This window comes from Neisseria sp. 27098_8_112 (genome assembly GCF_041433235.1).
Classification (GTDB): Bacteria; Pseudomonadota; Gammaproteobacteria; order Burkholderiales; family Neisseriaceae; genus Neisseria.
On sequence record NZ_JAPWBB010000012.1, the window covers coordinates 1 to 20,458 of the forward strand.

Consider the following 20,458-nt stretch of genomic DNA (forward strand, 5'->3'; position numbering starts at 1 on the left):
CCAAAAAAAGCCATCACAAAAGTGATGGCAACCGATTCAAAAAGGTACTCAAATTCTTACTTAACCATGATGTTACTAGGAAGATTTTTTCGTTCCAAATTCTCAACTTTCAAAATTTCTTCAAAAACTTCTTTCATCGAAAACAATTCTGCCAAATCTCCGGCAATCTGCCTACCTCGAGAGTAATACTGTCTGCAATCAAAATATATCTTCATATGAAGCAATCGTTCATCAAGGCTGGCATTTGTATTATCCAAAGCCGTACTAATATCTGCCCATTTAAAAAACTTTTTACGCGATTGACGCCCACTGGAAGAAACCACATTTTTAAAAAAGAGCATGTTGGGAATATAGTATTTTTTCAGATCTAAGCAAACCAGGCATTTATTACTCAATTTCAAATGTTCTCTCACGATTGGATATACAAGATAAAGTTCCTGACATGCTTCGTGGAAAGACTGTGCCTCATCGATCAACTTTTCAAGATCAACTAATTTTAATTCAATTTCTGTTTCTATATCTTCAATTCCCCTTACCCTTAAAAGCCTTTTATATTCCCAAAATTTTAAGTATTTATCCTTACCTGATTTTTGAGTATTCATATTATTCATATCAGCCATACTTCTAAAAACAAATCCAAACAAAAAAGGGGCCAACCGTAACTCTCCTAACACTCGATTGTAACCCCCGCTCCAACTAGCCTGACAACCCATTGTCACGAACAATATCAACCAACTTATTGAGATCCTCCTGATTCATTTTTTTCTGGATATAAACCAAAGAGGGTTGTGACTCATATACCCAAACAGATAGTGGTATTCTAGGAAGAATTTCTTGGTCAACTGCAGACTTCAACTTCGCTAACTGTTCTGGATCAAGCAGACTGTCACGTCGAATGTTCTTGATGGCTCTAGTCTCCATAACCGCTATATACAAATCATTCAGTAACTTCCTCATCATCCGACCGCCATTATACAATGTGTCATTACATTGTTTATTAGCCATCATGCCTTTGATATTGAGAGTCTTAACGGCACATACAAAACTATCGTAATCCCGCAACAATTTAACCAGTTTGAAACCATAAGCCCGTAAAGCATTCAATCTGATATGAACAGGGTTATTGTTCTGAATCAAGGTAATCTTCATGCCGGCAGCGGCCAAACTATCAATCTGAGCATGAACCTGTTTTTTTACAGTCTCAAAAAATTCCTCAATTTCGGACATCTGTTTTTCAATCTGCAATAAACGACTTTGGGCATAAGGATTATCGGACATAGCCATACCGAACAACTCGTTACTGAGTGTCAGACCATATCTGATACCTGGCCAACGTGGGCCGTTTTTCTTGTTGTTATTGCCTTCCCACATACGAATACCTTGCTTGGTATGCATAAAAAAACCATCATCACCGGAAGAGGTCAAGCTGCCAATATTTTTAAACCGGTCGTTCTCAGAAGAAAGAATTTCATACTCCCCCCAAACCAAGTGATGTTTTCGACCTGTCTCCTTTTGAAGATGTTGCTTGAGCAGCAATTCATGGGCTTTAAACTCTTCCCATTGTTGGAACTGTTCGTCATCCTCAGTCAACTTTTGATTGACCTTACCCCCCAAAGCCAAAGCAGCACGAGCCATATCGAAACCGTCGCTGAAAGGTGACTGTTTTGTCGTGACTTTGAGATCAAATTGTTGAGCGACGTGAATCGCACCAGGTTTGACAATATATCTCTGTTTCGCAAATTCCATTTTCAAATCCTATCAAGTTATCAGAAAGTTCTTGTAACGCCCCGTTACAGCTATTTAAAGAAACATCATAAAATTGTCGTAAAACAAAAATAGATGAAATTTTATTTTATTAATTTATATATTATTAAACTTAAATATTACTTTTTAGCGAGAAACTTTTTCAAATTAGCGCGAGCAGCCTCAATATCAAAAGAATCCTGTTTTTGGATAATCTCTGAATTTTTTTGGTTTTCAAGAAATACCCGTAATTTCTGAGCTTGCTCACGATTGAATTTAACCTGCGGTGCAACAATGGCAGTAAAGTTACCTTGCGAAGCAAGTTGGCAGAGTTTAGCTAAAAGGCCGAGTGGGCTAGTAACTTCCTTTTTCTGCCCCTCTATCTCATCCAAGATTTCCTGCTTCAAAGCCCAGGAACTTTTTGAAAGATGTTTTGCAAAAATCAAATCTGCCTGTTGACGCATTTGCACGTTGAAGAGCCTTGGATAAATCAAATCAACATCAGCATCAACCACTACCACATGATCTTGTTTGGGAGAACATAACTTGTTGGGTTCGACAGTCATGTAGTTGTAGTTATAAACCCCTTTGTAATTTATATAATAAATAATCTGCAGATTCGACACTTCTGAACTTTCCCAATCGACGCTTGTGAATTTCCCACTATGACCTTTCTTAAAATTCCTTTTCGACACTTCCGAATATCCCCTTTCGACACTTCTGAATGTCATATCAGAAAATAGTGGATCATCACGTTCAAAATTGCCCTGAAACCCTTTATCCAATCCATTTGGCCCTTTCCGCCAATCACATTTGGCCCTTTCCGCCAAACTGAGAATTTCACGTTTTTTGGTGTTATATGGATTGAAGCCGTCGTTCTGTTTGCCAGCAAGAAGTTTTTTGATGGCTCTAACAATATCGTGACCATTTACCAGTGTAAAAATACGGCGACTGGCCAAGAAATTTTTCTCATAAATGAGATTCAAATTCTTCAACCTATTTCGAGCTGTTAATTGAGATTTATAAGAGAGAGAGGTTCGTTCTTCCCAATCGGCAGCAGTCAAAGTAGCAAAGGCGTGACGTTGTAAATGCGGATGTTGAGATACCAAACCAACAGCATCATTTAAAACACATGACAACAATACAGCCGAATTAATACAGCCTGTAAGAGAAACCAGATCACGGTGATAAGCAATTCTCTTAGAAAAGTGTTTTCTGAAATAGAAGGAACTTGTGTTTTGCAAATCAGACAGCGTAAGTGTAAGTTGATCGTCAGTACCACTAGATTGCGCGATCATCTCAGCCATGGTATCCAAGTTCACTTTGATGGCCAAAGCAGCCCCAACCCCTTTACGGCATGTTTGAATAAGGTTTGTATCAAGAAGCCTATTCTTACAAGTGCGTTGTTCTCTCACTGTCAGGCCCGTTTCGGCTTCCATCTGAGCAATAGATTTGAAAATCCAACCATCTCGTTCGGCAACCTCTTTGCTCACTCTTGTCCAATAAATCAACTGAGAAAGCATGGCAGCAGCTTTTAAAGAGCCTGTGATGTCAATTAAACAGCGATAAATGGCAACTCTCCGACTACCTTGCAAAGCTTGCCAGCATTGTGTCAGTTCAGAGTTGAACACTTTAGGAGGGGGTAATTTGGTGGCGGTAACCATCACACACATCCGTTCAAATATTCTGAGGTAAGATCAGCAAGCATCTTCAAGCTATATCTACAACGTCGCGCTGCCGGCATACCATCAACACAGCTCTCAATCAAACCGAAAGATGTTAATTCGGTAATAGCTCTTTCCTGTTGTCGTCTAGACAACATTGTTGAGTGAAAAACATGCTTCTCAGCTGCATGAGTCCAAGGCGACCAATCACCACGCTTACTCAAATCTTGATATTCAGCTTCGCTTTGTAGAAACGACAAATACAAAACGGATACAAAAGAAAGACCTCTGTCGGCTAATGTCTTCAGATGAAGTTTATTAATCGAAATAGGGGGCGCAACCACATCAAGTACATCTGTTTCACCATGTTTGCGTACTAAATCCTCAAACAGGGCATCATTCAATGTAAATTGGGATTCGGTTGGTGCTACGGTTCTCCGATTAAGTAAAACACCTTTCTCAAGAAGACTATTGCGAATATTACGCCACTGCTTCGCGGTAATGCCTGCTTCATGAAACAACAAATCATTATTCAAGCTTACCCATTCGCCTGGTAGACATTTTTCAACAAACCAACTTAAAAAATATCCCTCGGAAACAGAACCGACCGCTTGAGCAAACTGACGTACATATGTAGCTGGTTCTTCCCACAAAGCAACCAAACCTCGCATGAAGTTATTTGTTGACATGCTTTGAGCGGGTACAAAACCAGTCTCATATTCGTAGGCAGTAGAGAAATCCATATACATACTCATGCTCCGAAAAACTTTTCATCGTTGATGATTGAATGTAACTGCGCAAGGCTATAATCAGGAAATTGATCGATTAATTGCTGATAACGAACAAAAATATCAGACTCCTTCTCCGACTGACTCCATGCCTTCAATACTTTGAGTCTAACCTCAATAGACGGCATAACAATTCGGCCTTTGACGACAGGAGTATTCAACTCCAAACGCACTTTTTTAATTTCTGCCGTAGAAATCAAGGAACATAAGTTCATGATCATTTGATTACTGGCCTTATGTTTCAACATCCATCGGAGCCGCTGCATTTGCTCGGAAAATCTTTGTTCGTGATTTTCCATTTCCGCAATTTTGCTTTGCAAAATTTTCAGATCAATAGAATAGGTCACGACATCGGGGCACATTGATGCCAATTTCTCAATTCGCTTTGGGTTCATCCGTTTGAGAGTATTCAAAACACCTTCATGTTCACGCGCGACCAAAGCATTGTAAGAGGCTTCTCGCGGCGTATTAGGCGCGGATGCCAATCTTGTCAGTGCAAGATTCGTATAAATCGGATCTGTATTGAACAGTCGATATACGGGATTATTTATAAACGGCTTACGCATCACTCCTCACTCCCTCTATTTTTTAAATTGTTGTATTGTGTGCTTAACGATAAAATTTCTACTACATTGGCGTGAAATTCATGCTCAGTATTTGTCTGCCAATTCAACACAGAGGCAATGATGTTCTCTTTGTTGCCAATGCCGCAGTTTGTATATTCGTCGTATTTGTCGGGATCTTCGTATGCAATACGAAGTTTTGAATCATTTTTCAGCGAAAGCAGGGGATTTGAGCTATCGCCAACATCAAACATGAAGTTATCGATACCGCAAAGCTTCCACAGGAATGTAAAAACGTTGCCTGCTTCCGCATGTAAAACATCAATAGCATAAATTGCATTTTCGGCACTTGAACCTGAAATATGCTCAAATGCTGGATACTCGACATACCAGCCGTATGCGAAGTCTTTGTGGGTTTTAAAGCAATCAGACAGGTTCACTTTGGCCAACAACTTGCGAACCGCAGAAAACAGTTTTTTGCTAGTTTGATCCAAAGTAAGCTGATGATTCTGAACATCCAGGGCATCGAACCCTGTCTGTTCAGTTCCTTTCGGCTCACCCCCTGCATCAGTCTCTGGGCTATCTTCTTTAGCTGGCACAGATTTAATAGATGAATCCTCTGACTCAGTGTTTTTTTCAGATGCTTCTTTTTGATGCAAATTGAGATCTTGTTTGACAGCTGTTTCAGATTTGTTCTTATCAGATGAATTTTCTGTTTCAGGAAAGGCTTCAGCACCATATTCAAATTTGAATTTGTCGAGTACAAACTGGCAAAGCTCATGTACGTCTAACTCTGTTGCAGAATATTGGTTATGCCACTGTTCCAGCACATCTGACCATAAATATTGGAAAGAATCGTCCAACTGAATTGATTTTGAAATTGAGAACAGGGTAGAGTGAAGCTTTTTTATTTCTTCTACTTTGGCATGGGAAAGTTTGAATGCGTATTCTTGCAGTTCCTGTAAATTATCAGAAGCAAAAAAGAACAGTCCCAGAGTTTTATGAGAAACCGTAAGGCCCTTATCAGAAAACATCACTTCCAGTTCGCGCAAAGAAAGTTTCCCTGAGTCAGATTCATCTTGGAAAATATCGCGAATTTCGGCGTATTTGCAGGCTTTATCCCAAAAACACATTTCAGCACGCAGTTCGTTTTCAACAAGGTGCGCAACCTGCAATGTAGTTTCGTCAGTGTAGGGTATGTAAATGCACGGCATCATACGGAAGCGGTTATCGCCAGTTTCTTCCAAGAGTTCGCGCAAGATTTTGAGACGGGTATTACCACCATGTGCCAGTACATATTTACTTTCACCAGGTCGCTGGGTAACGTGTACCGGTTGTTGAATACCTGAAGAACGAATGGACTCTTTGATGGCCTCATAGCTGGAAACATCATGTAAACGGCGTGGGTTTTTGTCAAAGAAATCGATCTCGCTGATTGGCAACGACATTAACATGCCCTGAGAAGGAGTATCCTCGGGGCCAAAACTCATATTTGTCTGTGCAGGTGTACCGATGTGTAGGCTCAAAGCTGCTTTGGTTTGGTCCAGATTCATGACTGTACCTCCTCTTGCAGCAGGCTGGTCATGTCGTTGAAACAGCTTCCACGCAATTTTTTATTTTCGATACCAGGGAAAATCTCATAGACAATACGGTGCATGATTTCATAAGCGGGCAGCATCTTTCCAAGCTGTTTACGCTCATGGCAATGAACAGGAACTCGTAAAGTTGTGGCTTCCTTATATGCTTTGGCAGCAGGAACTGCTACGCTCAACAATTTACGTCTGTCATCTAAGGTATTACTAAAGAAGTCTTTGATAGAGGATGCGATGAATTTCGCATCATTGGTACGATCTTGTGCGTAGATGATGGCTCGTAATTGAGGCATGGGGATGCGCATTGCTTCGCCTTTTTGCAGTCGCTTCAGAAGTTCTTGGGTACCAGTGAGAAACTCACGGGCACTCAAAACTTCAGGCATGATCGGGCAAAGCAAGCATGTAGCAGCGAAGGCAGCTGTATCCAAGAGAGGGCCGACTGCACCCTGAGTATCGATCAAAACCACATCATAGTTATTCTGTATGTATTGTGAATGCAGTTTGCTTCTCAGCAAAAAGGCACGATCGGGACGAGAAGTTACTTCAGTCTCGACAAAAGCAGAAATGTTATTGGAAATAACGATGTCTAAATTTGGGAAAACGGTATTGGATATTGTTGAGCGGATGACTTCTTCGGTATTTTCACCGAGAAGCAATTCGACAATACCATTTGGAGCGCGGTGGCTTATTGGGTAGTATTTAGACAGTGATGGCTGAACGTCGCAGTCGATCATTAGGACGCGGAGTCCAATATCAGCGAGAACGCCGGAGACATTAGCAATGAGTGTTGTTTTGCCTACGCCGCCTTTAGTAGCGGCCGCAGACAATATTACGGGTGCGGACATAATATTTCCTTGTATAATCAAGGAACAACGTCAGCGAGAAGAGGTAATTCAAGACGCGAAGAACATGCTTAAATCATCTTAAATAGGAAATTTAACATAATATAAATTATGCGAACTTAGGCTAGCATGATTCAATAGTCTTTTCTACAAATTATGGCCACAACCAAGCCCATGTGCTTCGGCCTTCGCCTTGCAGTAAAACTAAAGTTCGGCAAGCGGAGGCTGTGTTCATGCATTCGAAGCCGATTCCGTAGGCTGATAAGGCTGCTGCAATTTTGGGATGCAGAAATTTTTGTTTTTCTCCTGTACCTATAATAATGACTTCAGGACGGTTTTCTGCTATTTCAATTGCTGATATAAAAATTTGTTCGTTTAATTCTTCGATGGTTGTTTGAGGAATGATGCTCACTTTGCCATCTTGCCAGCAAATGGGTTCTGAATACGTTTGTTCGCCGATTTGCAATATGCCTTGTGAGGATGAAAAAAATAATGTGGCTTCATCGATATGGTTTTCTGTGATTTTCATGGCAATTCCTGTTTTTATGGTAGAACGATTTTTCAGACGGCCTTGGGAAACTTGCAAAAAAAGGTGCAAAATCAAGCAATATCAGGTAGGATTCAACGTTTGACCTTGTGCATTGATGCTTTGCTCTGAATTTACGATTGCAAGCGATTATAACAAGCCTTGGTTTTTCGTGATTATTTTAAAGTATCGGCTCAAAAGGAGACACAATGAAGCCAGTAAATATCGGTCTTTTAGGTTTGGGTACAGTCGGTGGCGGTACGGCCACTGTATTGCAGGACAACGCTGCGGAAATCAGCCGCCGCTTGGGACGTGAAGTCCGTATTTCTGCTGTTTGTGATTTGAGCGAAGAAAAAGCCAAACAAATTTGCCCGAATGCTGCTTTTATCAAAGATCCGTTTGAGCTGGTTCAACATCAAGATGTTGATGTTGTTGTTGAATTGTTTGGCGGCACCGGTATTGCCAAAGATGCGGTATTAAAAGCGATTGAAAACGGCAAACACATTGTTACTGCCAATAAAAAACTGCTGGCTGAATACGGCAATGAAATTTTCCCTTTGGCGGAAGAAAAAAATGTCATGGTACAGTTTGAAGCTGCTGTTGCCGGCGGTATCCCTATTATCAAGGCTTTGCGTGAAGGCTTGGCTGCAAACCAAATCCGCAGTATCGCCGGTATTATTAATGGTACCAGCAACTTCATTCTTACTGAAATGCGTGAAAAAGGCAGCGCGTTTGCAGACGTATTGAAAGAAGCTCAGGCTTTGGGCTATGCAGAAGCTGACCCTACTTTTGATATCGAAGGTCATGATGCCGGCCATAAAATTACGATTATGAGCGCATTGGCATTTGGTACGCCGATGAACTTTTCTGCCTGCTATCTGGAGGGTATCAGCAAACTCGACAGCCGCGACATCAAATATGCTGAAGAGCTTGGCTACCGTATCAAATTGTTGGGGATTACCCGTAAAACCGACAAAGGCATCGAGTTGCGCGTACACCCTACTCTGATTCCTGAAAGCCGTCTGTTGGCTAATGTGAACGGCGTGATGAATGCTGTCCGCGTTAATGCCGATATGGTTGGTGAAACCTTGTATTACGGTGCGGGAGCCGGCGCATTACCGACTGCTTCTGCCGTGGTTGCCGACATTATTGATATTGCCCGCCTGATTGAAGCAGAAACTGACCATCGTGTCCCCCACTTGGCATTCCAACCTTCGCAAGTTCAAGCGCAAAATATTCTGCCTATGGACGAAATCACCAGCAGCTACTATCTGCGCGTTCAAGCAACTGACGAACCGGGCACTTTGGGTCAAATTGCCGCACTCTTGGCCAAAGAAAATGTTTCTATCGAAGCTTTGATTCAAAAAGGCGTGATTAATCAAAGCACTGCTGAAATCGTGATTCTGACCCACACCACGGCGGAACACAATGTCAAACGTGCTATCGCAGCGATTGAAGCACTGAGCTGCGTGGATGCTCCGATCACCATGATCCGCATGGAAAGCCTGCATGACTGAGCAGCAAACGGAAAGGCCGTCTGAAGAGCAACTGGCGGCCAGAAAAAAAGCCAAGGCAAAAATCCGTACCATACGCATTTGGGCATGGATTATTTTGTCTTTGCTGGCTCTGACCGCCCTGCTCTCACAATGCGCCATGAACAAGCCGCAGATGAAACAAAATGTGGTGGAATCTTGCGTGAAAAACATTCCTTTTGCTGAAAAATGGCAAGCTGATTTAAAGGCAAAAGGTTTGGATGCGCAAAACGAGAAATTGGCTCAAGACTATTGTGTCTGCATGTGGGATCAGCCTTTAAGCAAACTCTCTGACGAGCAAATCCGAGACTTCGGCAAAATCAGCCCTGAGGAGCAACTCAAGCTCTTGGGTGGTGCGGAAGCTTTTGAGGCACGCGATAAGCAATGTGTGGCTGATTTAAAGGCTGAGTAAACCAATATCGGTTTAAACCAAAGATACAAGGCCGTCTGAACAACAGACGGCCTTTATTATATTGATTAAATAGTAATAAGAATTGATTTCATTATATTTTAAGTTTAAGATAGCTTAGTTAATTGCTTTTCTATGGTTGTTGCCATGCGTTACCACTTTCCTATTGCCGTTGATATTTATGATTTTTTGTATACCGGCCGGTTTGACTATCTGGAAATCGGACAATCGGCAGAGTCTATTTTGCAGATGTTTCCTGCGCCTGATTGCGTACCTAAAGGCTTGTTGGTGCAAAAAGGCTGGAATATTTGGCTTTATGGCGATATCGAACTGCATTTCTCCGACAATCGTTTGACACAGATTCGTGCTGATTTTCAGCCTGATGCTGCATTAAGCGGCGGCCGTTGGGTAAAGTTGAATCCGTGGTTTTTTGCAAATGGCTGCCTTGATGTATATGCCGTCATTCAACGCTTGGTGCAACGCAATATTGACTTTATTAAAACGGAAACGCATACCAACTTAATTTTGCAGCTACAAAGCGGAGTTGAATTGATTTTTGAAAAATGTCGGGGCATGCAACTTGCCTCATTCCGCAAACAAAAAGCTTCCCTGCCCCATTGGGCGCGTGAAACGGCTTCTTAACTAAAACAATGCCGTCTGAAAACATCATTTCAGACGGCATGATCAGTTACAAACCATTCAATAACTGTCGGATTTTCGTCATCGCCATAGAAGTCTGTTCATTACAGCCATCAGTCCCTACTCCGCTATCAAAGCAATCAATGCTGCTGACGCTACAAAAGTGGGCATAGGCCATTTTTAACTCCCTGGCCAAAACGGCTTCGGGCATACCGGTCATACCGAGTACATCTACGCCGTCACGTCGATAACGGGCGATTTCTGCGCGGGTCGGACGGCGCGGGCCTTGCAGGCAACCATAAATGGCGGAGTCGTAAATCGGCACATTGTGCGCTTTCGTGATATTTAACAACTTTTGTCGCAATTCATTGCAATAAGGGTTGAAAAAATCGGTATGGACAACCGGGCATTCTTGGCCTTCAAAAAAAGTATCTTTACGGCCATAGGTATAGTCGATCAAATCGTCCGGCAACACCAAGCTGCCGTTTTCAAAATCGGGATTGATACCGACGACTGAAGAAATGGCAATGATGTTTTCAACGCCTAAAGAATGTAACGCCCAAATATTGGCGCGGTAGTTGATTTCATGTGGCGCGATGGTATGACTGAAGCCGTGTCGGGCAAGAAAAACAATATCCAAACGCCCCAACCTGCCGAACAAAATAGGGCTGCTGGTTAAGCCGTATGGAGTGCGTACGATTTTTCGTTCAGTAATTTCGAGTTCCGGCAGTTTGGTCAAACCGCTGCCGCCGATAATGGCTAACATATAAACTTCCTTTGTTATCAATGGCCGTCTGAAACTTGGATTTCAGACGGCCTTAATATTATCGATTTATTTATGTTTGTAGAAATGGCTGCCGAAATAGGCAGATGCGCCTTCACGCAATAAAACCAATGTTACGGCGGCAAGCGGCAGACCGGCAAGCATACCGACAAAACCCATCAGTTGTCCGAAAGCCATCAACGAGAAAATCACCCAGAACGGAGACAAACCGATGCGGTCGCCGACGATTTTAGGCGTAATGAAAAAGCTTTCCAAGAATTGTCCGACACCGAATACAGCCCAGACCATCAACAAGCCCTGCCATGAGCCATATTGCAAAAGCGCGGCAACTGTTGCCAGCAAAAGGCCGGTAAATGCACCCAAATACGGAATAAATACCAAAATACCGGCAATCATACCGATGGCAAAGCCGGAATCCAAACCGACCAGCATCAAGCCCAAGCCATAGACCAAGCCCATGATCATCATAACCATCAGCTGGCCGCGCAGAAACTCGCCCAAAACTTCATCCATATTGCCGCTGATACGCGTGTAGGTCTCGATAAAACGGCGTGGAACCAGTTTGCTGATTCCGGAAGACCAGCGTTTCCAATCCAACAAGAAGTAATACAGCAACAAAGGCAACAACACCAAATTGCTGACGCCGCTGATCACGTTGCCGCTTTGACGCATCAAGGTTGGAATCCATTCTTTGAGCGTATTGCTCAACTCATCAGTATGCGACTGCAACCATGCGATGATTGATTCTTGATCGATTTGAATATAATCCCCACTGACGCTGTTGAGCCACGGCAGCAGTTTGTTTTGAACAAAGCCCACGATTTGCGGCAGGCGTTCGGCCAGATTGTTAAACTGGTTCAACAACATAGGTACGATAATCAGCACCAACGACAGCAATATCAGCAAAGCCAGTGCCATAATAATCATAGAGGCCGGCGCGCGGCGGATACGCTTCAATTGAAGCCACTCGACCAAGGGATTCAAAACATAGGCCAAAACGGCGGCTACAATAAACGGCGTCAAAACATCGCCCAAGGCATATAAAAGCCAAATAAAGGCTGCGATAACGCAAGCCATAATAATCCACGGTTTTGCGCCGCGCGCTTTCTTTTGATACATAAAAAGGTGTTCCCCAGTTGATGCTTAAGGTTTTCAAAATAAATAAGCAGTATAACAGATTCACAAAGGCCGTCTGAAAGCGTGACGGCTATTAAGATAAAATAAAAATTGTTGACAATAATGCCAAAAAATTCAGCCTGAATCCTCCAATTTAAGATAAAATACGCTCCGACAATCTACCCATACCCGAATAAGGAAATCCAATGAGCACTTCTTTGAGCTATCGTGACGCAGGCGTGGATATCGACGCAGGCGATCAACTGGTCGAAAACATCAAACCTTTTGCCAAGCGTACTATGCGCCCTGAAGTGTTGGGTGATTTGGGCGGTTTCGGCGCTTTGGTTGAAATCGGCAAAAAATACAAAAATCCGGTATTGGTTTCCGGTACGGATGGCGTCGGCACCAAGCTGAAACTGGCATTCGACTGGGATAAACACGATACTGTCGGCATCGATTTGGTTGCCATGAGCGTCAACGACATTTTGGTTCAAGGTGCGGAACCTTTGTTCTTCTTGGACTATTTCGCTTGCGGTAAGCTGGATGTTGCCCGCGCGACTGATGTGATTAAAGGTATTGCCCAAGGTTGCGAAGAATCCGGTTGCGCTTTGATTGGCGGTGAAACTGCCGAAATGCCGGGCATGTATCCCGAAGGCGAATACGACTTGGCCGGTTTTGCCGTCGGCGTGGTTGAAAAAGAACGCGTCATTAACGGCCGCAGCATTCAGGCCGGAGACGTTGTTTTGGGCTTGGCTTCCAATGGCGCACACTCCAACGGCTATTCCTTGGTACGCAAAATCATCGAGCGCGACAATCCTAATTTGGACGCGGAATTCGACAACGGCAAAACCCTGCGCGAAGCCATCATCGCCCCTACCCGCCTGTATGTGAAACCTATCCTTGCCGCTTTGGAAAAATTCACCATTAAAGGCATGGCCCACATCACCGGCGGCGGCATTACTGAAAACGTACCTCGCGTTTTGCCTGAAAATACCGTTGCGCAAATCGATGCCAAAGCGTGGGAACTGCCTAAACTGTTCCAATGGCTGCAAAAAGCGGGCAATGTGGAAACCCAAGAAATGTACCGTACTTTCAACTGCGGTATCGGCATGGTCGTTATCATTGCTAAAGAAGATGCCGATGCGGTACAGGCATTCTTGAGCGAACAAGGCGAAACCGTTTACCGTTTGGGTGCAGTTCGTGAGCGCAACGGCGACGAACATCAAACCCAAGTGGCTTGATTGAGATGTAATTAAAAAAGTGCGGATGATGAATCCGCACTTTTTATTGTCTAGGAAAATCTTCGCCCTAGCCTGCTTCTTCCATAAATCCGGCCAACTGAGCCGTATCGTGGGCAATCATCAGCTCTTCATTGGTTGGTACCACCAAAACCGCCGGCATAGAACCTGTCGGGCTGATGATACCGGAGTTGCCGTAGCGTTTGTCCATATTGGCTTTGGTGTCGATGTGCAGACCTAAGAAATCCAAGTAAGAAACAGTTTTAGCGCGGATATTACGCGAGTTTTCGCCGATACCGCCGGTAAACACGAGTGCGTCAACGCCACCGCAAGCCACAGCCATCGAAGCAATATATTTGGCAAGGCGGTAAGTCATTACTTCCAGAGCCAAACGTGCGCCTTCATGGCCTTCATCCGCAGCGATTTCCAAAGAACGACAGTCGTTGGAGAGTTCGGAAATACCGAGCAAGCCTGATTTTTTGTTCAGCATTTCATCAACTTGGGCAACATCCAAACCGGCTTGGGAAGTCAGATAGCTGTATACGCCCGGGTCGATGTCGCCGCAACGGGTACCCATCACCAAGCCTTCAATCGGCGTGAAGCCCATACTGGTGTCAACGGATTTCCCGTTTTTAATGGCGGTAATGGATGCGCCGTTGCCTAAGTGGGCAATAATCATGCGGATGTCTTCCAGAGGTTTGCCCAAGATGCGTGCGGCTTCAGGGGCAACGTAACGCATACTGGTACCGTGGAAACCGTAGCGGCGGAAAGCGTATTTTTTACGCAATTCGCGCGGAACGGCATAAGTGTAGGCACGCTCCGGCATGGTTTGGTGGAACGAAGTATCCATCACGCCGACATTGGGCAGGCCCGGGAAATGCTCTTGCGCAGCCAAAATGCCGTTGATATTGGCAGGATTGTGCAGCGGAGCGAGCGGAATGCAGGCATTGAGTTCGTCCATTACTGCTTGGTCGATCAAAACAGATTCGCTGTATTTTTCGCCGCCGTGTGCGATGCGGTGGCCGATGGCTTTAATGCGGTCGTGCAGGCCGTGTTTTTCAAGCTCTTTCAACAGTATACCTACTGCACCGGCATGATCGTTACGGCTGGTCAAAGCTGTTTGGCATTTTTTGCCGTCTTTGCTGAACGTAATGACTGCTTCGGGCGTACCCAAACGTTCGCCGAGACAGCTTAAGAGAACTTTGCCGTTTTTACGGTCGATAACGGCACCTTTGAGTGAAGAGCTGCCGCAGTTCAGAACAAGAATGAGTTGGTTGGACATGGTGTTTCTCCTTTGAATTTTTGATTGTTTTTTTGGCTTCAGGCCGTCTGAAAAGAGCAAGAACATTTGAGAGCTTTCCAGATTGCCTTTGGTTTGGTGTTTAGTCAGGCTTTATGCCCAACCATAATCTCCATTGCAGGTATCGCTACCCGACTAAAATCTGCTTATTTAGTTTTCAGACGGCCTTGTTTAATGGCGTGGCCGTCTGAAAACTTAAAAGCAATCTTCCGGCACTCGGACTTGTCCTTCCATAATCACGCGTGCGCTACGGCTCATGACCGCTTTGGTGGCCGTCCATTGTCCGTCCTGACATTCGGCGGCGGCACCGACACGTAGTGTTCCTGACGGATGACCGAAACGGACTTCTTTACGCGCTCCGCCTCCGGTTGCAAGGTTGACCAGCGTACCGGGCACGGCGGCAGCGGTAGCGATGGCGACTGAAGCGGTACCCATCATGGCGTGGTGCAATTTGCCCATGCTCAGCGCGCGTACCAATAAGTCGATGTCGGCAGCTTTGACGGTTTTGCCGCTTGAAGCGGTGTAATCGGCCGCAGGGGCGACAAAAGCGACTTTCGGAGTATGGGCGCGAGTGGCAGCTTCGGATACGTCGCTGATTAAACCCATTTTCAGCGCACCATACGCGCGGATGGTTTCAAATTTTTCCAGAGCCGCGACATCGTTGTTGATATCGTCTTGCAACTCTTTGCCTGTATAGCCCAAATCTGCGGCATTCAGGAAAATGGTTGGAATGCCGGCATTGATAAGCGTGGCTTTCAGACGGCCTATATTCGGCACATCAATTTCATCGACCAAATTGCCGGTTGGGAACATACTGCCTTCGCCGTCGGCCGGATCAAGAAATTCGATTTGTACTTCGGCTGCCGGAAACGTTACGCCGTCAAGCTCAAAATCACCTGTTTCCAACACTGCGCCGTTTTGCATCGGCACATGGGCAATAATGGTTTTGCCGATGTTTTTCTGCCAGATTTTGACGGTACACAGGCCGTCTGAAGGGATTTTGGATTTATCGACCAAGCCTTGCTCGATGGCAAATGCGCCCACGGCGGCGGTCAAATTACCGCAGTTGCCGCTCCAATCGACAAAAGGTTTGTCGATGGAAACTTGTCCGAACAAATAATCGACATCGTGATCGGCGCGTTCGGATTTGTCCAAAATCACGGCTTTGCTGGTGGACGAACTGGCATTGCCCAAGCCGTCAATCTGTTTGCCATAAGGGTCGGGGCTGCCGAGTACGCGCAAGAGGATTTTGTCGCGTGCCTCGCCTGCTTCCTGCGCAGCGGGCGGCAGATCAGTGCGTTTGAAGAAAATGCCTTTAGATGTACCGCCGCGGTAGTAAACGGCTGGAATTTTAATTTGCGGCATTTCGGGTTCTCCTTTGTATTTCTAGTATGGTTTTTTCAGACGGCCTCTCAAACATTCGAGGCCGTCTGAAAACCTTTTTGAGCGTAGTCCGGGCATTTTGACGATACCCGATTTACCTTACGCTGCATTTCCTTCTAAAAAGTCTTGTGCGAAACGTTGCAATACGCCACCGGCTTCATATACCAACACTTCTTCTGCTGTATCGAGGCGGCAGGTAACCGGAACTTCGACGGTTTCGCCGTTTTTACGATGAATCACGAGGGTCAGGTCGCAGCGTGGTGTGCGTTCGCCGACAACGTCGTAGGTTTCCGTACCGTCCAGTTGCAGGGTGTGGCGGTTGGTACCCAGTTTGAACTGCAGCGGCAACACGCCCATACCGATCAAGTTGGTGCGGTGGATACGCTCGAAGCCTTCGGCAACAATTGCTTCCACGCCGGCGAGGCGTACGCCTTTTGCAGCCCAGTCGCGGCTTGAGCCTTGACCGTAGTCCGCACCGGCGATGATGATGAGCGGCTGTTTGCGGTTCATATAGGTTTCGATGGCTTCCCACATACGCATGGTTTGGCCTTCTGGTTCAACACGAGCAAGCGAACCTTGGCGTACGCTGCCGTCTTCATTTCTCACCATTTCGTTAAACAGTTTCGGATTGGCGAAGGTTGCGCGTTGGGCGGTCAAGTGGTCGCCGCGGTGGGTTGCGTAAGAGTTGAAGTCTTCTTCAGGCAAACCCATTTTCGCCAAATATTCGCCTGCGGCACTGCTGGCCAAAATCGCATTGGACGGCGAGAGGTGGTCGGTGGTGATGTTGTCGGGCAAAATCGCCAGCGGACGCATACCGCTCAATGTGCGCTCCCCTGCCAGTGCGCCTTCCCAGTAAGGCGGGCGGCGGATATAGGTGGACATTGGACGCCAGTCGTACAGCGGGCTTGGTGCTTTTTGCGCTGTGCCGGTGTCGAACATCGGGATATAAACGTCGCGGAATTGTTGCGGTTTCACATATTCGGCAACGATGGCATCGATTTCTTCATCGGTAGGCCAGATGTCTTTCAGGCGGATTTCTTTGTCGTCTGCAACGCCGAGTACGTCGTTTTCAATATCGAAACGGATGCTGCCTGCCAGCGCGTAGGCAACGACCAACGGAGGCGAAGCAAGGAAAGCCTGTTTCGCATACGGATGGATACGGCCGTCGAAGTTGCGGTTGCCTGACAATACGGCGGTGGCGTACAAATCGCGGTCGATGATTTCTTTTTGGATTTTCGGATCCAGCGCGCCGCTCATGCCGTTACAGGTGGTACATGCGAAGGCAACGATACCGAAGCCGAGTTTTTCCATTTCAGGCAGCAGGCCTGCTTCTTTCAAATAGATTTCGGCTACTTTTGAACCCGGTGCAAACGAAGATTTCACCCAAGGTTTGCGCTGCAAGCCGAGGCGGTTGGCATTGCGTGCCAACAGCGCGGCGGCGACAACGTTGCGTGGATTGGAAGTATTGGTACATGAAGTAATCGCAGCAATAATCACTGCACCGTCAGGCATTTGGCCGTCTGAAGGCTCTTCATAAGGTTTAGCCAAGCCTTTGCTGGCCAAATCGGCGGTCGCAAAACGGGCATGCGGGTTACTTGGGCCTGCCATATTGCGTGTTACGCTGCTCAAATCAAATTTCAATACGCGAGGATAAACAGCGGTTTTCAAGGCATCTGCCCACAAGCCTGCGGTTTTGGCGTAGGTTTCCACCAATTTCACTTGCGCGTCATCGCGGCCGGTCAGTTTCAAATAATCAATGGTTTGCTCATCAATAGCGAACATCGCGGCAGTCGCGCCGAACTCAGGGGTCATGTTAGAAATGGTGGCACGGTCGCCGATAGACAGGCTTCTTGCGCCTTCGCCGAAGAATTCGACAAATGCGCCAACCACGCGCTCTTTACGCAAGAATTCGGTCAGTGCCAACACGATGTCGGTGGCAGTAATGCCCGGTTGACGTTTGCCGGTCAGCTCAACGCCGACAATATCAGGCAGACGCATCATGGATGCACGGCCCAACATTACGGTTTCGGCTTCCAAACCGCCCACGCCTACGGAAATCACGCCCAATGAATCGACGTGCGGCGTATGTGAGTCTGTACCGACACAGGTATCAGGGAATGCCACGCCGTTTTTGACTTGGACAACCGGCGACATTTTTTCCAAGTTGATTTGGTGCATAATGCCGTTGCCCGCAGGAATCACGTCCACATTTTCAAATGCGGTTTTTGTCCAGTTGATGAAGTGGAAACGGTCTTCGTTACGTCTGTCTTCAATTTCGCGGTTTTTGCGGAAGGCATCAGGATCGTAACCGCCGCATTCAACGGCCAAAGAGTGGTCGACGATGAGCTGGGTTTGCACCACCGGATTCACTTTGGAAGGATCGCCGCCTTTTTCGGCAATCGCATCGCGCAGGCCTGCCAAATCCACCAACGCTGTCTGACCCAGAATATCGTGACACACCACGCGCGCCGGATACCAAGGGAAGTCGATTTCCTGTTTTCCCTCAATCAGCTGACCCAGCCAGCTTTGCAGCGTAGGCAGGTCGACTTTGTCTGCGCGGTTGACCAAGTTCTCAGCCAAGATGCGGCTTGTATAAGGCAGCTTGTCGTAAGAGCCTGGTTTGATGTCTTCACACGCCTGACGCGTGTCGTAATATTCCAAATCCGTACCGGGCAAAGCTTTGCGGTAGCGTTGGTTGGCAGTCATGTCGGTTCTCCTAAATCTATTCTTTTTTTGGTTTTGGGGTTTCAGACGGCCTGTTGATTCGGACCTTCAGGCCGTCTGAAACCATAAATTCTGTTTTATTGCTTGTTGTCTGAAATCTATTCGCGGTATGAAAAAAAATTGCTGCTCCGCTACCATCATTCCCGTATAGACGGAAATCCAAACTCAAATTTTTCAGCACTCTTTACAGCAGAACATTTCAATTTTTGAATTTCTGCCTGTATGGGAATGACGACAGCGGAGCAGCATGTTTTCCAAACGGCCGGCTCTCTCTCTCGCATACTGCACTAGGCCGTCGAAAAACGAAAACTTAATTATTCATTGTTTTCAAACGGCATTTCGAGATGGGGCGGGCTGGCGGCCCACCCTGCTGTTACGCGTATTAGCGGTTTTCAATCTCCACAAATGCCAAATCTTCAGGGCCTGTGTAGTTTGCGCTCGGACGGATGATTTTGCCGTCTTTGCGTTGCTCGAGAACGTGTGCGCTCCAACCGGTTGTACGGGAAATGACGAACAGCGGTGTGAACATAGCAGTCGGTACGCCCAATTTTTGGTAGGAAACAGCAGAGAACCAGTCCAGATTCGGGAACATTTTTTTCTCTTCCCACATCACGCTCTCCAAACGTTCGGCAATGTCAAAGAGGCGCATATCGCCGGTTTCTTTGCTCAAACCGCGTGCCACTTCTTTAATGACAACGTTGCGAGGGTCGGAAATGGTGTACACCGGATGACCGAAACCGATCACGATTTCTTTGCGGCCGATGCGTTCGCGGATGTCGGCTTCGGCTTCGTCGGCATTGCGGTAGCGTTTTTGAATATCGTAAGCCACTTCGTTCGCGCCACCGTGTTTCGGACCTTTCAACGCGCCGATTGCACCGGTAATGCAGGAGTACATATCAGAGCCTGTACCGGCAATCACGCGGGCGGTAAAGGTAGAAGCGTTGAACTCGTGTTCTGCATACAGAATCAGTGAAACGTGCATGGCTTTGATGTGTGATTCGCTTGGGCGTTTGCCGTGCAACAGGTGCAGGAAATGACCGCCGATGGTCTCTTCGTCGCTTTCAACTTCAATGCGTTTGCCGTTGTGCGAATATTGATACCAGTACAAGAGGATGCTGCCGAGGCTGGCGATCAGTTTGTCGGCGATGTCGCGCGCTTCACTTTCCGGATGGCTTTCACGTTCAGGATGAACGCAGCCCAGCATGGATACGCCGGTACGCATCACGTCCATCGGATGGGTATGTGCAGGCAGGCTTTCCAAAACTTTAATCACACGGATAGGCAGGCCGCGCATGGATTTGAGCTTGGCTTTATAAGCGGCCAGCTCGAATTTGTTGGGCAAATGACCGTGAATCAGCAGGTGGGCGACTTCTTCAAACTCGCATTTTTGTGCCAAGTCCAAAATGTCGTAACCGCGATAGCTCAAATCGTTGCCGGTACGGCCAACGGTACACAATGCGGTATTACCGGCCGCAACGCCAGAAAGCGCAACGGATTTTTTAGGTTTAAACGTTGGGGTTTGAGTAGTTGCAGTCATGGTATTTCTCCTTTGTATTTTTATGGGTTTTATTTTTCAGACGGCCGATGCGGATTTGTTGAAAGGCCGTCTGAAAGC

The 20,458-nt window shown here is 46.2% G+C and carries 18 protein-coding genes; 4 read left to right on the forward strand and 14 right to left on the reverse strand.

Features of this window, described 5'->3' with window-relative positions:
• Positions 1-56: 56 nt before the first annotated feature.
• The 8 genes from O3682_RS08520 to O3682_RS08555 form a co-directional block, all read right to left on the reverse strand.
• Positions 57-602 (reverse strand): hypothetical protein, encoded by a 546-nt coding sequence (locus tag O3682_RS08520; protein WP_371509585.1) that lies wholly within the window; start codon positions 600-602, stop codon positions 57-59.
• 94 nt (positions 603-696) lie between these two features.
• A complete protein-coding gene (locus O3682_RS08525; protein WP_371509586.1) occupies positions 697-1,746 on the reverse strand; it encodes an AcaB family transcriptional regulator in 1,050 nt (349 codons plus the stop codon).
• A 137-nt stretch (positions 1,747-1,883) separates the two neighbouring features.
• A complete protein-coding gene (locus O3682_RS08530) occupies positions 1,884-3,407 on the reverse strand; it encodes a hypothetical protein (protein WP_371509588.1) in 1,524 nt (507 codons plus the stop codon).
• Positions 3,407-4,150 carry a hypothetical protein gene (locus O3682_RS08535; protein ID WP_371509590.1) on the reverse strand — a complete coding sequence of 248 codons (744 nt, stop codon included), beginning with the start codon at positions 4,148-4,150 and terminating at the stop codon, positions 3,407-3,409. Before O3682_RS08535 ends, O3682_RS08530 begins: the two co-directional genes overlap by 1 nt.
• Positions 4,151-4,158: 8 nt before the next feature.
• Positions 4,159-4,761, reverse strand: a complete 603-nt coding sequence (locus O3682_RS08540; RefSeq protein ID WP_371509591.1) for a hypothetical protein — start codon at positions 4,759-4,761, stop codon at positions 4,159-4,161.
• Complete coding sequence (locus O3682_RS08545) at positions 4,761-6,311, reverse strand: ParB family protein (RefSeq protein WP_371509593.1); 1,551 nt, start codon at positions 6,309-6,311, stop codon at positions 4,761-4,763. The genes O3682_RS08540 and O3682_RS08545 overlap by 1 nt, the downstream gene beginning before the upstream one ends.
• Entirely contained in the window at positions 6,308-7,195 is an 888-nt protein-coding gene (locus O3682_RS08550) for a ParA family protein (protein ID WP_049323310.1), read from the reverse strand. Before O3682_RS08550 ends, O3682_RS08545 begins: the two co-directional genes overlap by 4 nt.
• A gap of 151 nt (positions 7,196-7,346) precedes the next feature.
• Complete coding sequence (locus tag O3682_RS08555) at positions 7,347-7,721, reverse strand: Mth938-like domain-containing protein (protein WP_063067879.1); 375 nt, start codon at positions 7,719-7,721, stop codon at positions 7,347-7,349.
• A gap of 206 nt (positions 7,722-7,927) precedes the next feature.
• Between O3682_RS08555 and O3682_RS08560 the strand changes: the two genes are divergently transcribed.
• The 3 genes from O3682_RS08560 (at position 7,928) to O3682_RS08570 (ending at position 10,301) form a co-directional block, all read left to right on the forward strand.
• The gene (locus O3682_RS08560) at positions 7,928-9,235 is read left to right on the forward strand and encodes a homoserine dehydrogenase (RefSeq protein WP_371509595.1); all 1,308 of its coding nucleotides are present in this window, start codon (positions 7,928-7,930) and stop codon (positions 9,233-9,235) included.
• Positions 9,228-9,662, forward strand: a complete 435-nt coding sequence (locus O3682_RS08565; protein ID WP_371509596.1) for a hypothetical protein — start codon at positions 9,228-9,230, stop codon at positions 9,660-9,662. Before O3682_RS08560 ends, O3682_RS08565 begins: the two co-directional genes overlap by 8 nt.
• A 144-nt stretch (positions 9,663-9,806) precedes the next feature.
• The gene (locus tag O3682_RS08570; RefSeq protein ID WP_049328665.1) at positions 9,807-10,301 is read left to right on the forward strand and encodes a hypothetical protein; all 495 of its coding nucleotides are present in this window, start codon (positions 9,807-9,809) and stop codon (positions 10,299-10,301) included.
• 46 nt (positions 10,302-10,347) lie between these two features.
• Here the strand turns inward: O3682_RS08570 and O3682_RS08575 are convergent, their stop codons facing one another.
• Complete coding sequence (locus tag O3682_RS08575) at positions 10,348-11,064, reverse strand: S-methyl-5'-thioinosine phosphorylase (protein WP_371509597.1); 717 nt, start codon at positions 11,062-11,064, stop codon at positions 10,348-10,350.
• A gap of 66 nt (positions 11,065-11,130) precedes the next feature.
• A complete protein-coding gene (locus O3682_RS08580; protein WP_070625529.1) occupies positions 11,131-12,201 on the reverse strand; it encodes an AI-2E family transporter in 1,071 nt (356 codons plus the stop codon).
• 203 nt (positions 12,202-12,404) lie between these two features.
• On the opposite strand from O3682_RS08580, the gene purM reads away from it, so the two are divergent.
• Complete coding sequence (gene purM, locus O3682_RS08585) at positions 12,405-13,439, forward strand: phosphoribosylformylglycinamidine cyclo-ligase (protein ID WP_308881224.1); 1,035 nt, start codon at positions 12,405-12,407, stop codon at positions 13,437-13,439.
• Positions 13,440-13,506: 67 nt separating this feature from the next.
• Here the strand turns inward: purM and O3682_RS08590 are convergent, their stop codons facing one another.
• The 4 genes from O3682_RS08590 to prpC all read right to left on the reverse strand — a co-directional run bounded on the left by O3682_RS08590 (position 13,507) and on the right by prpC (position 20,380).
• Positions 13,507-14,718: an acetate kinase gene (locus O3682_RS08590; protein ID WP_371509600.1), complete on the reverse strand. Its 1,212-nt coding sequence runs from the start codon at positions 14,716-14,718 to the stop codon at positions 13,507-13,509.
• Positions 14,719-14,931: 213 nt separating this feature from the next.
• Positions 14,932-16,101 (reverse strand): 2-methylaconitate cis-trans isomerase PrpF, encoded by a 1,170-nt coding sequence (gene prpF / locus O3682_RS08595; protein WP_371509601.1) that lies wholly within the window; start codon positions 16,099-16,101, stop codon positions 14,932-14,934.
• A gap of 117 nt (positions 16,102-16,218) precedes the next feature.
• Entirely contained in the window at positions 16,219-18,825 is a 2,607-nt protein-coding gene (gene acnD, locus O3682_RS08600) for a Fe/S-dependent 2-methylisocitrate dehydratase AcnD (protein ID WP_371509603.1), read from the reverse strand.
• 400 nt (positions 18,826-19,225) lie between these two features.
• The gene (gene prpC / locus O3682_RS08605) at positions 19,226-20,380 is read right to left on the reverse strand and encodes a bifunctional 2-methylcitrate synthase/citrate synthase (RefSeq protein WP_371509605.1); all 1,155 of its coding nucleotides are present in this window, start codon (positions 20,378-20,380) and stop codon (positions 19,226-19,228) included.
• Positions 20,381-20,458 lie beyond the last annotated feature (78 nt).